This is a genomic window from Pseudorhizobium xiangyangii, assembly GCF_020531965.1.
GTDB classification, from domain to species: domain Bacteria; phylum Pseudomonadota; class Alphaproteobacteria; order Rhizobiales; family Rhizobiaceae; genus Neorhizobium; species Neorhizobium xiangyangii.
Window position 1 is genome coordinate 81,804 of sequence record NZ_JAJAWH010000020.1, and the last position, 12,853, is coordinate 94,656.

9 protein-coding genes are annotated in these 12,853 nt (G+C 61.9%); all 9 read right to left on the reverse strand.

All coding sequences use genetic code 11. The features are described from left to right. Positions 1–1,443: a glycogen synthase GlgA gene (gene glgA / locus LH464_RS17875; RefSeq protein WP_226787758.1), complete on the reverse strand. Its 1,443-nt coding sequence runs from the start codon at positions 1,441–1,443 to the stop codon at positions 1–3. A gap of 8 nt (positions 1,444–1,451) precedes the next feature. Then, positions 1,452–2,714, reverse strand: a complete 1,263-nt coding sequence (gene glgC / locus LH464_RS17880; RefSeq protein WP_226787759.1) for a glucose-1-phosphate adenylyltransferase — start codon at positions 2,712–2,714, stop codon at positions 1,452–1,454. A 13-nt stretch (positions 2,715–2,727) separates the two neighbouring features. Next, positions 2,728–4,938, reverse strand: coding sequence for a 1,4-alpha-glucan branching protein GlgB (gene glgB / locus LH464_RS17885; RefSeq protein WP_226787760.1), 2,211 nt, complete (start codon positions 4,936–4,938; stop codon positions 2,728–2,730). After that, positions 4,938–7,400 carry a glycogen/starch/alpha-glucan phosphorylase gene (locus LH464_RS17890; protein WP_226787773.1) on the reverse strand — a complete coding sequence of 821 codons (2,463 nt, stop codon included), beginning with the start codon at positions 7,398–7,400 and terminating at the stop codon, positions 4,938–4,940. Before LH464_RS17890 ends, glgB begins: the two co-directional genes overlap by 1 nt. 228 nt (positions 7,401–7,628) lie before the next feature. Then, the gene (locus tag LH464_RS17895; protein WP_226787761.1) at positions 7,629–8,825 is read right to left on the reverse strand and encodes a TadE/TadG family type IV pilus assembly protein; all 1,197 of its coding nucleotides are present in this window, start codon (positions 8,823–8,825) and stop codon (positions 7,629–7,631) included. 211 nt (positions 8,826–9,036) lie between these two features. Beyond that, positions 9,037–10,179: an ABC transporter permease gene (locus LH464_RS17900; protein ID WP_226787762.1), complete on the reverse strand. Its 1,143-nt coding sequence runs from the start codon at positions 10,177–10,179 to the stop codon at positions 9,037–9,039. Then, the gene (locus tag LH464_RS17905; protein WP_226787763.1) at positions 10,176–11,111 is read right to left on the reverse strand and encodes an ABC transporter ATP-binding protein; all 936 of its coding nucleotides are present in this window, start codon (positions 11,109–11,111) and stop codon (positions 10,176–10,178) included. Before LH464_RS17905 ends, LH464_RS17900 begins: the two co-directional genes overlap by 4 nt. Next, positions 11,111–12,076, reverse strand: a complete 966-nt coding sequence (locus LH464_RS17910; protein WP_226787764.1) for an HlyD family secretion protein — start codon at positions 12,074–12,076, stop codon at positions 11,111–11,113. Before LH464_RS17910 ends, LH464_RS17905 begins: the two co-directional genes overlap by 1 nt. After that, positions 12,076–12,699, reverse strand: a complete 624-nt coding sequence (locus LH464_RS17915; RefSeq protein WP_226787765.1) for a TetR/AcrR family transcriptional regulator — start codon at positions 12,697–12,699, stop codon at positions 12,076–12,078. The genes LH464_RS17910 and LH464_RS17915 overlap by 1 nt, the downstream gene beginning before the upstream one ends. Between the last annotated feature and the right edge of the window lie 154 nt (positions 12,700–12,853).

Here is a 12,853-nt window from a genome sequence, read left to right on the forward strand (position 1 = left end):
TTAGCGACCTTTCATTTCAAGACTTGAATAAAGCTGGGCGTAGAGGCCGGCGCTCTTTTCCCAAGAGACGTCGGACTTCATGCCCTGCTTTTGCATGTTCATCCATGCTTTGGTGTCAGCAAAGAGGCGGAAGGTTCGGCGCAGCGCGCGCCGCAGCCCATCGGCGGTGGTCGGGCTGAAGCAGATGCCGGTGGCCGCCTTGGCCGCGAGCGCTGCCGGGCTCGCATCGATTACCGTGTCGTTCAATCCGCCGGTTCGTGCCACCACGGGCACGCAGCCGTAGCGCAGGCCGTAAAGCTGCGTCAGCCCGCAGGGCTCGAAGCGGGAGGGGATGACGATGGCATCGGCACCCGCCTGCATGAGATGGGACAGCGGCTCGTCGTAACCGGTGATAATGGAGACGCGGCCGGGATGGCGGACGGCGGCAGCGTGAAAGGCGGCTTCCAGAGCCGCATCGCCGGAGCCGAGAACCGCGAGCCTGCCGCCCTGGGCAACGATGTCGTCGGTCACGTCCACCAGAAGGTCCATGCCCTTCTGCCAGGTGAGGCGGGAAACGACGCACAGCAGCGGCCCGTCATCATCGGACAGTCCGAAACGCTTCGCGACGGCGCGCTTGTTCGTCTGCCGCCCCTTCAGGTTGCCGGCGCTGTAGTTCGTTTTGATCAGCGGGTCGCTATCGGGGTCCCAGACATCCGCATCGATGCCGTTGACGATGCCATGCAGGTCGGCAGCGCGGGCGGCAAGCACGCCTTCGAGGCCCATGCCGAACTCCGGCGTGAGGATCTCGTCGGCATAGGTCGGGCTGACGGTGCTGACCGCCGTCGCCGACTGCAGGCCGGCTTTCAGGTAGCCCACGCCGCCATAGTATTCGACGCCGTCAATGGCAAAGGCGCGAGGCGGCAGGCCGAGTTCGGGAAAGATGTCCGCGCCGAACTGTCCCTGGAAGGCGATGTTGTGGATCGTCATCAGGGTCGGGACGACCGGTTCCGCCGAATAGCGGAGATAGGCGGGCAGCAGTCCCGTCTGCCAGTCATGGACGTGGACGATGTCCGGGCGCCAGCCCTCCATGCGTCCAAGCGCGATCTCCGCGCCTGCCCTGGAGAGGGCCGCGAACCGGCGCCAGTTGTCGATATGGTCCTTTCCGGTCGCATCGCCATAGGGGCCGCCGGGGCGATCGAAGAGGGCCGGGCAGTCCAGGATCAGCAGAGCGAGGCCCTTGTACTCTACCTCCAGCACTGTTGCGGCGTGTCCCATGAGATCGGCAAAGGTCAGGCGCGGAACGGCGTTTTCCACGCCGCGCATGATCGCCGGATAACCCGGAACGAGCGTTTTCGTCCGGATGCCATGACGATCAAGCGCGAGCGGCAAGGCGCCGACCACGTCTGCAAGCCCGCCGGTCTTGACCAGCGGGTAGATTTCGGATGCGACGGAGAGAACCTGCATAAATTGCTTCACATATCCAGCTTGTCGATCATGGGCTGCGTAATGAGGCAGATGCCGCTTTCGGTGCGCCGGAAGCGCTTCGCGTCGAGAACGGGATCCTCTCCGACCACAAGCCCTTCCGGGATGGTCACGTTGGAATCGATTACGACATTGCTAAGCTGGGCACGCCGGCCGATGCGCACGTTCGGAAGCACCACGGCATCCTCCAGCCGCGAATAGGAATTTGCGCGGACGCCGGTGAACAGCAGGCTGCGGTTGAGCGTCGAGCCCGAGATAATGCAGTCGCCGGACACGACGGAGGAGGTGGCGGAGCCTCGGCGGTCGTCGTCGTCGTGGACGAACTTGGCTGGCGGGCTGATTTCCGCATAGGTCCAGATTGGCCAGGATTTGTCGTAGATATCGAGTTCGGGCATGACCGCCGTCAGGTCGATATTCGCCTGCCAATAGGCCTCGATCGTGCCGACGTCGCGCCAGTAGGCCTCCTTTTCGAAGTCCGAGCGGATGCAGGAATCGGCGAAGCGATGGGCGACCGCCTTACCGTGCTCAACGATACAGGGGATGATGTCCTTGCCGAAGTCGCGGCTTGAGCCGGGCGTGTCCGCATCACGGCGCAATGCCTCGATCAGGAATTTCGTATGGAAGACATAGATGCCCATCGAGGCAAGCGCGAAATCGGGATTGCCGGGAATGCACGGCGGGTCGTCCGGCTTCTCGACGAAATCGATGATGCGGTCCTTTTCGTCGACATGCATGACGCCGAAGCCGGTGGCTTCCATGCGCGGCACTTCGAGGCAGCCCACCGTGACATCGGCGCCGGAATCCACATGCTGCTGGAGCATGTATTCGTAGTCCATCTTGTAGATGTGGTCGCCCGCGAGGATGACCATGTATTCGGGCGCGTAGGCCTCGATGATGTCGATGTTCTGGTAGACGGCGTCGGCCGTGCCCTCATACCACTGCGTCTCGGAGACGCGCTGCGAGGCGGGCAGGATGTCGAAGCTCTCGTTCCGTTCCGGGCGCAGGAAGCCCCAGCCGCGCTGCATGTGGCGGATCAGCGAATGGGCCTTGTACTGGGTGGCGACGCCGATGCGGCGGATGCCGGAGTTCAGCGCATTGGACAGCGCAAAGTCGATGATGCGCGCTTTGCCGCCAAAGTAGACGGCCGGCTTTGCGCGGCGGTCTGTCAGTTCCTTCAGGCGGCTTCCACGGCCACCGGCAAGCACGTATGCCATGGCATCACGTGCCAGGGGCTGGTATCTCTTCTCTGGCATCTGTCCCTCCCTCTTATGCTTGTTCCAGTTCGAGCATGATTGTCGCCAATGGCGGCAATGTCATTATCGCGCTTATTGTTCCCCCGGCGTCGACTGCCTGTACGCGCCCCCCATTGCCCTTGCCGCTGCCGCCGTAGATCTCCGCATCGGTGTTGAGGATTTCTCGCCACCGGCCAGCGGTTGGCAAGGGGATTCGGTGATTTTCCCGGAAGACGGGTGTGAAATTGGTGATGACGGCCACCGGCTTTTCCCCCGGTGCGAGGCGCAGCCAGGCAAAGACCGAATTCTCGTTGTCATCCGCCACCAGCCACTGGAAACCCTCCGGCTCGCAGTCGCGGGCGTGGAGCGCAGGTTTGGCCCGGTAACTTATGTTCAGATCCCTGACCAGACGACGCATGCCCTCGTGCTGGTTGTATTGGAGGAGGTTCCAGTCGAGCGCCCTTGCCTCGCTCCATTCTGCCCACTGGGCGAATTCCTGCCCCATGAACAACAGCTTCTTGCCGGGATAGCCCCACATGAAGCCGTAGAAGGCGCGCAGGTTGGCGAATTTCTGCCAGTCGTCGCCGGCCATCTTGGCGATCAGCGAGCCCTTGCCGTGCACGACCTCGTCGTGGCTGAGCGGCAGGACGAAGTTCTCGGAAAAAGCATAGACGAGCCCGAAGGTGATCTCGTTATGGTGGTGCTGGCGGTGCACCGGCTCGCGTTTCAGATAGCTCAGCGTGTCGTTCATGAAGCCCATGTTCCACTTGAAGCCGAAACCCAGGCCTCCTTCGTGGACGGGGTGCGAGACCTTTGGCCAGGACGTGGATTCCTCGGCAATGGTCATCACGCCGGGATGATTACCGTAGGAGAGACTGTTGAGCTGCTGCAGGAAACGCACGGCTTCGAGGTTTTCCCGTCCGCCATACTCGTTGGGGATCCACTCGCCTTCCTTGCGGGAATAATCGAGGTAGAGCATGGAGGCGACGGCATCGACGCGCAGGCCGTCGAGATGGAATTTCTCCGACCAGTAGAGGGCGTTGTTGATGAGGTAGGAGAGGACTTCGAGACGGCCGAAATTGTAGATTGCCGTGTTCCAGTCCGGGTGGAAGCCCTGCCGTGGGTCCTCGTGTTCGTAAAGTGCGGTGCCATCGAAATGGCGCAGGCCGTGCGCGTCGGTGGGGAAATGCGCCGGAACCCAGTCGAGGATGACGCCGATGCCGACCTTGTGGCAGCCGTTGACGAAGCGGGCAAAGCCCTCCGGGTCGCCGAAGCGCGCGGTCGGCGCATAGAGGCCTGTGGTCTGGTATCCCCAGGAGGGATCGTAGGGGTGTTCGGTGATGGGCAGGAATTCGATATGGGTGAAGCCCATGTCGGCGGCATAGGGAATGAGCTTGGTGGCCAGCTCGTCCCAGCTCAGGAAAGAGCCGTCGTCCCGGCGCTGCCATGAACCGGCATGCACCTCGTAAATGGAAATGGGCTGGCGGCGATGGTCGGCCTTTTCCCAGAATTCCTGATGCGCCTTGTCTTCCCACTTCTGCTTCAATTCGGGGGTTGCGACAGAAGCGGTATCGGGGCGCATTTCGGCGCGACGGGCGTAGGGATCCGCCTTGAGGAGCAGTTCGCCACCTTTGCCGACGATCTCGAACTTGTAGGTCGAGCCGACGGGCACGTCCGGTGCGAAGATTTCCCAGATGCCGGTGTCTTGTCTCAGGCGCATCACATGGCGCCGGCCATCCCAGTTGTTGAAGTCGCCGACGACGGACACACGCCGCGCGTTCGGAGCCCACACGGCGAAATGGAAGCCTTCGACGCCTTCATGCCTTATCTGGTGCGCGCCCATCTTGTCGAAGAGCCGCAAATGCGAGCCTTCGCGGACCAGGTAGTCGTCCATGGGGCCGAGCACCGGGCCGAAGGTGTAGGGATCGGTGACGCCCCACTCATTGTCGTCCCGGCGCGCCCGGTAGCGCATCGGATGCAGTCCGGTTGCCTGGACCGTGCCCTCGAAAAACCCAGCATCGTGGCGCTTCTTGAGGTCGCCGAGGCGGGTGCCGTCCAATGCGAAGGCTACGACCTCCTCCGCACCGGGGATGAAGCAGCGGACGTGAAAACCCGTGGGCAGCTGGTGGATTCCCAGGACCGCGAACGGGTTGGTATGCCTGGCCTCCAGAATCGCCTCAATCTCCGACAACGGAATTTCCCCAGGGGCTCTTCCGTCATCGACAGACTTAGGCGGTTGGGTCATCAGGCTCTCCAGATTTCCGAGGCGTATTGGCGAATAGTTCTATCGGAGGAGAACCATCCCATTCGGGCGGTGTTGAGAATCGTCTTGGAGTACCAGGATTTAGGGTCTGCCCATATTTGGTCAACTGTGCGCTGGGCTGATGCGTATGCGTCGAAGTCGGCAGCGACCATGAACCAGTCGTGGTTGTAGATCCCGTCGATCAGCCCGGTGAAGCGCGACCGGTCATCCGGCGAGAAGACGCCGGTGGCGATGGCGTCCAATGCCTGCGCCAGCTCGCGGGATTTCTCGATGAAGGCACGCGGCTCGTGACCTTCCGCCCGGACCTTGGCGACCTCGTCGGCCTTGAGGCCGAAGATGACGATATTGTCCTCGCCGACATGGTCATGCATCTCGACATTGGCGCCGTCGAGTGTGCCGATGGTGAGTGCTCCGTTCAGCGCGAACTTCATGTTGCCGGTGCCCGACGCTTCCATCCCGGCTGTCGAGATCTGCTCCGACAGGTCGGCGGCGGGAACCATGATCTCGGCGAGCGAGACGTTGTAGTTCGGAATGAAGACGACCTTCAGGAGGCCGCGCACGGCCGGATCGTTGTTGATGACGCGGGCGACGTCGTTCGCCAGTTTGATGATGAGCTTGGCGTTGTGGTAGCTCGGCGCCGCCTTGCCGGCGAAGAGTTTCACGCGCGGGACCCAGTCGAGTTCCGGGTGCGAGCGGATCTGGTCATAAAGAGCGACGGCTTCGATGATGTTGAGCAGTTGCCGCTTGTATTCGTGAATGCGCTTGATCTGGATGTCGAACATCGCAGACGGGTCGAGGCGCACGCCCATGCGGCTTCCCACGAGGTTGGCGAGTTGCTCCTTGTTGGTCCGCTTCACCTGCGCGAACTTCTCCCGGAAGCTCTTGTCGTTGGCGAACTTGTCGAGGTCACGCAACGCCTCGGTGTCGTCCAGGAACTTGTCGCCGATCGCGTCCTTTATCAGCGAGGTCAGGCCGGGGTTGCACTGCATCAGCCAGCGGCGCGGCGTGATGCCGTTCGTTTTGTTGTTGATGCGGGTTGGATAGAGCGTGTGGAGGTCGGAAAAGACGGTGACCTTCATCAGGTCCGTGTGCAGCGCCGAGACGCCGTTGATCGAATGGGAGCCGACAAAGGCGAGGTTGCCCATGCGCACGCGCCGGTCGCCGCCCTCGTCGATGAGCGAGATCGAGCGGATCTGGGTGTCGCTGAACCGTTTTTCCTTGCGGGCCTCCAGCAGGATCTTGGCATTGATGGCATAGACGAGCTGCATGTGACGGGGAAGGAGGCGCTCGAAGAGCGGCACCGGCCAGCTTTCCAGCGCTTCCGGCAGGAGCGTGTGGTTCGTATAGGAAAACGTGCCGCGGGTTATCTCCCAGGCTTCATCGAACCCGATGTCGTGGATGTCCACCAGAAGGCGCATCAGCTCCCCGATGGAGATCGCCGGGTGGGTATCGTTCAGCTGGATGGCAACCTTGTCCGGCAGGTTGGAGAAGTCCGGATATTGCTGCAGATGGCGGCGCAGGATGTCCTGCAGAGAGGCCGAGGAGAAGAAATATTCCTGCCGCAGGCGCAGTTCCTGGCCGGCGGCCGTCGCATCCGCGGGATAGAGAACACGGGTCAGGGATTCGGCCTTGTTGCTTTCGCGCAGTGCGCCGATGTGGTCGCCCGCGTTGAATGCATCCAGCAGAATAGGGTCGATCGGTTGAGCCGACCAGAGGCGCAGCGTGTTGACGCGCTGGGCCCGCCAGCCGACGACCGGGGTGTCGTAGGCCATGGCGATCACGCGCTCTGCCGGTTTCCAGACGTAGCGCGGGGGTTCGTCGTAGCCGCCTATCGTCTCCACCGATCCGCCGAAGCCGATCTCGTAGGAGCTTTCGCGGCGCTCGAATTCCCAGGGGTTGCCGTGGGCGAGCCAGGTTTCCGGCAGTTCCACCTGCCAGCCATCGGCCATCTGCTGGCGGAAGAGGCCGTGGACATAGCGGATGCCATAGCCATAGGCGGGGATATCGACGGTTGCCATGCTCTCCATGAAGCAGGCGGCGAGGCGGCCGAGACCGCCGTTGCCGAGGGCTGCATCGGGCTCGAGGCCGGCAATCACGTCGATGTCGACGCCGAGGGAGGCGAGAGCGTCGCGCAGTTCGCTCATCACTCCGAGATTGGAGACGGCGTCGCGCATCAGGCGGCCGATCAGGAACTCCAGCGAGAGGTAGTAGACGCGCTTGTCGCCGGTGCGATAGACGCTGCGCGTCGATTCCATCCACTTGTCGATGATGCGGTCGCGCACCACGAGGATGGCGGCTGTCAGCCAATCGTGCGGCTTTGCAACCTTTGCATCCTTGCCGATGCGATAGGTGAGGCGTTCGATGATTTCCTCGGCGAGGATTTCGGGTCGATTGCTGCGCGGCGTGGGCTGGGGAAGTTCAACGGCGGGTAGGCTGTCGTTCATGTGCTTGCCAACTTTCTGGTGGAGCAGGTTGGGAGAGCCTGCAGGGCCATCAGTCACGATTTGCTCCGGGCACTTTATGCACCGATGGGCGGTGCTGGCAATAAATCGATCGAGGCGGCAGAAAAAAGGCGCGGGTGATGATTGCCCGCAGGCGGCAGGCTGGGCGCCGGGAAGGAACAAAAACCCGCCTGCAGGTGAAGCAGGTGGGTTTCTGGACAATTCGCTTTTTTAGTGGGTCAGGCGTGTGGCGGACTTGGCCGCCTTTTTGCCGATGGCATCAAACGTCGCGACGAGTTTTGCCATCGTATCTGGCTGAAAGTAGTTCTCACTGCCGCTGGCACAATAGTTGAGCAGCTTTTTACCGTTGTCAGGAGCCATGAAGGCGACCGAAAAAATGATGATTGCATCCTTCTTTGCATCGTCGCACCAGCCTCGCACCTTTTGGTCTATGGGCGAATTGAAAGATGAACCATTTCCTGTCATTTCGCCGTCGGTCATAAGGAGGATGTAGCGCTGGAATTCGCCGTTCTTTTCAAGCGTATGAGCACTCGCCTCCGTATTGTTGCTGCCAACGAGCGCCTTGTATGCGTACTCCATGGCACCGGAGGCGTCAGTCCCACCGGTTGGTTTGTAGGGCAGGCTATCGACATATGTCTTAACGTGGTCGGTGCCCCATGCCATTGCCTTCGGTGTCTGGGTTTGATCGTTGTAAGAGACTGCGCCCAGGCGAACCAAGTTCTTCTCGGGATCTGCATCCGACAGGGACTTGACAAGTGCATGAGAGGCGGCCTGAAGGGCTTCAATCTTGCGAATATAGCAGGGCTTGTTGGAGCCGGTTGGGTTTGACCAGGAGTTCTTGGTGTAGTTGTCACACGTCCCGGACTTCGTTTCGTTTGTCATGAAAGACATCGACCCTGAGCGGTCCAACGCAAGATACATGGAAAGTGCGGCGCGTGTTTGTTCCGTTCCGCTCGTCGATGCGCTGTTCACGGCAATGTTCATGGTCTCGTAGCCGAGAACACCCATCAGCGGTGTGAGCGCCATACCGTACGTGGAGTTCACACCGACATCGTACTTTTTGCTGGTACCGTTGATGGTGGTGGTGACGTTGAAGGCGGTGGAATTTCCGATCTTCTCTGCGGTGTCGTCACCAAAATAGTTTGCCACCTGACCGATGAAGAACTGCCGTGCTAGCAGCTCGGCCTCTTCGTCGTTGGCGGCCTGGCCATTTGCCATGGCGGTGGATGCGGCAAGGGATGCTGCATCGGCGGCATCTTGCAACTGCGTCTTCGACATCATCATGTTGGTAACGTCGATCGCGATGCCGCCGGCCCCGAGCATGACCGGAAGCAGGATTGCCGTCATCATGCCGAAATTACCGGCGCGATCTTTGAGAAGCCGCGAAAAAAACTGCCACGCCACCATCGTCCTACCCGTCCATACAGCTGAACCTCAGCTTAAAATAGCTATGGGTCGTGGATGAACGCTTAAGGCGAATGCTGGCATTTTAGCGATCAGCGGAACGAGTCTCAAAATAGGTCCGCCTGAACGGGACGACATTGATCATCGGTGCAATCTTCGGGCTTCAGTAACCATGGGTCACAGTTCGGCTTCCGGTCGAAGCCGTTGGCAAACCTCAGTCGAGCGTGCGGCGGAAGCGGCGGACGGCGATCAGCATCGCGACGAGCGTCAGGAAGCACAGGGCAAGCGTGTCATGGGTCAGGTCACCCATATTTGCCCCCTTCAGCATGATGGCGCGCACGACGCGAATATAGTGGGTGAGGGGTAGCGCCTCGCCGATCCATTGCGCCCAGTGCGGCATGCCGGCAAACGGAAACATGAAGCCCGAGAGTAGGATGTTCGGCAGGAAGAACATCATCGCCATCTGCACCGCCTGCAACTGATTGGAGGCAACCGTCGAGAAGGTGTAGCCGATTGAAAGATTGGCGACGACGAAGAGCAGCGTAACGACGACGAGCGACAACGGGTCGCCGAGCACCGGGACGCCGAAGACGAAGAGGCCGGCACCGATGATGATCAGCGCCTGTATCAGCCCGATGATGACGTAGGGTGCGATCTTGCCGAACATGATCTCCAGCGGCGTGATCGGCATGGACAGCAGGTTTTCCATCGTCCCGCGCTCCACTTCCCGAGTGACGGCAAGCGCGGTGAAGATCAGCAGCGTCATGGTGAGGATGGTGCCGAGCAGGCCGGGGACGATGTTGAGTGTCGACAGGCCGGCCGGATTGTACCGGCGGTGCTGGACGATCTCGAACAATGGCGGGTTGGGCTCGGTAAATTCGATCTGACGGTCGTTGGCGAGTGCGGACTGGATGACGCCGGAAAGTGCGCCGAGTGCGGAACCGGAGGCGACCGGATCGGTCGCGTCCGCCGCGATCAGCAGGGAAGGCGTGTCGCCGCGACGTAGTGCCCGCTCGAAGCCTTCGGGGATCTCGACGACGAAGAGCACCTCGCCGGATTGCAGCAGCGCATCCATGTCCTCGGAGCGGGTGACGACCGAGCGGATCTCGAAGAAATCTGTGTTCTCCAGTGCCGCGAGAATGGAGCGACCGACATCGCTGCTTTCCCGCATCAGGACGGCCGTCGGCAGGTTGTGCGGCGTCGTGTTGATCGCGAAGCCGAAGAGCAGGAGCTGCATCACCGGGATCATGATCATCGTCGCGAGCGTGACGCGGTCGCGGGTCATCTGGATGAATTCCTTGACTGTCATCGCCCAGAAGCGCGCCACGGAGAAGCTGCTGCCATTCCCGATCGTCATTGGAAGTTATCCTCCGAGCGGCGCATCAGGTCGATGAAGGCGTCCTCCAGCGTCGGCGTGCCGCGCTCCCATGTCAGGTCGGCGCGCTGGCGAAAGGGCGCGATCGCGGTGTCGAGCGCCTGTTCGTCGCGGCCGGCCACATGCAGGCTGGTGCCGAAGGGCGCCATCATGTCGACCCCCTCGGCATGCGCCAGCTCGGCCTGCAGCGCATGGGCGCCGGCACCCGATACGGTCCATGTATGGAGGCCGGTGCCGGCGATGACCTCGTCCACGGTTCCTTGTGCCAGAAGCTTGCCGTAGGCGATGTAAGCGATCTCGTGGCAGCGCTCGGCCTCGTCCATGTAATGGGTCGAAACGAGCACCGACAGACCTTCGCCGGCCAGCGCATGGATCTCATTCCAGAAGTCGCGCCTTGCCTTGGGGTCGACACCGGCGGTCGGTTCGTCGAGGAGAAGCAGCGCCGGTTCCGGCAGGATGCAGGCACCAAGAGCCAGCCGCTGCTTCCAGCCGCCGGAAAGCTCGCCGGCCAGTTGTCTCTCGCGGCCCTTCAATCCGAGGCGCTCGATCGCATCGCCGGCCTTCCCGCGCGGATCGGCCAGGCCGTAGACGCGGGCCACGAACTCCAGATTCTCGCGGATGGAAAGATCCTGATAGAGCGAGAATTTTTGGGTCATGTAACCGACACGGCGGCGGATGCGGTCGCTCTGTGTCAGGATGTCGAGACCAAGGCAGGTGCCGGTGCCGCTGTCTGGCGTCAGCAGGCCACACAGCATGCGGATGGTCGTGGTCTTGCCGGAACCGTTCGGTCCGAGGAAGCCGTGGATGCGGCCCTTCTTCACCGACATGGAGAGGTCGTCGACCACCTTGCGGCCGCCGAAGCTCTTCGTCAGGTGCTGCACGTCGATGACGTTCTCCACGGCGACGGTTTCCATTACGGTCGTGCTCCCGGCACCACGTCGACCGGCAGGCCGGGCCGCAGCGTTTCCGGCTTTGCAGGGATCGCCTCCACCTTGTAGACCAGCTTGGCCCGTTCCTCGCTGCTGAAGATGACCGGCGGTGTGAACTCCGCCTCGTCGGCGATGAAGCTGATGCGCGCGTCGGTTGGTTCGCAGCCGTCGCAGGTGACACGGACCGACTGGTTGAGTGACAGGCCGGCAATCTCCGTCTCGGGCACGAAAAAGCGGATGCGGACATTTTCCGGCGGCAGGAGGGCCACGACCGGCCGGCCGACCGGCACGACTTCGCCTGTCCGGTAGTAGATTGTCTGGATCGTGCCGGCGGCCGGCGCTGCAACGGAGCGCTTGAGGAGCACGGCTTCGGCAGCGCTCAGGTCCGCCCTGGCCGAGTGGGTGGCTTCCTCCGCCTGCATTATGTTTTCCTCGCGCGCCGGCAGCGTAGCAAGCGCGATCTCGCTGCGAACGCTGTCCAGTGCCGCACGGTTGGCGGCCTCGGTGGCGATCGCCACATCGAGGCTGGCGCGGGTTCCCGTGCCCTGTCGGACCAGCGCTCTCGTGCGGTCCAGTTCCTGCACGGAAAGCTCCAGGCGGGCGATCGCCTCGCGTTCCGAGGCCTTCAGGACGTCAACCTCCTCCGGCCGCTTTTGTGCCGCCCGCGCAAGGTCGAGCTCCGCTTTGGTGCGGGCAAGAGCGGCGCGTGCTGCGGCGACCGCCGCTTGCTCGGTCGTGGTATCCAGTTGGAAGAGAGGTTGGCCGGCGGTCAGGATCGCTCCCTCCTCCACGTGGATTTCGGCGAGGCGGCCGACGCTTTCGGCGCCGATCAGCAGTGTGTCTGCCTCGACCCACCCCTGGTATGGACGGGGCGCGCCGTCATCGAGAAGGAAAGGAATGGCGGCAAGGACGGCCACCGCCACTATTGCGATGACAAGGAAACGCTTCATTATTTCGTGCCTCCATCGGGCGGCAGGAAGAGCGTGTCGAGGAAGTCTGCGAACAGCCGGTCCGTATCGAGGTGTTCGTACTGCTCGAACAGGGTTCTCCAGATGATGGACATCAGCGCCGGCGCCATGACGATCTGTGGCGTCTGGGCCAGTTCGGGATTTCTCAAGTCACCACGCTCGGCCGCCCGTTCGAGAAGGGTCCGCAGGATGCGAAGGCCGTGAGCAATGACCTCGCGGTGATAAAATTCGGTGATGGCCGGGAAGGCCGGCCCCTCGGCGATGATCAGTCGCAAGAGATGCAGGCGCTCCGTTTCCAGAACCTCGCGCTGAAACACGGCGTAGAACATTGCGATAGCCTGGCGGGGCGGGACGAGGTCGGCCTCCACCACGGCGCCCACTTCCCCCAGGATTGGCGAGGCGATGCCGGAGACGAGCGAAATGAACAGCGCCTCCTTGTCGGGGAAATGCAGATAGACGGTTCCCTTGGCGATGCCGGCGCGGGCCGCGACATCCTCCATGCGGGTCAATGCAAAGCCGCGCTCCGCAAAGCAGACGAACGCGGCTTTGAGAATATCCGCACGCCGCTGCTCGGGTTCCACTTTGCGCCTTGTTCCGGGTGGCATCCATCTCTCGCAATTTTGTGACTGACTGGACAGTCATTATCATTTTTGACGCAAGAATGCAAGTCGAGCCATTCGTCAGGGCATCCGACACGGCGCGGTTGACCCATGGCGACGCCTGGGAAGGACACGAAGGGAAAGGGAAAGGGAAAGGGAA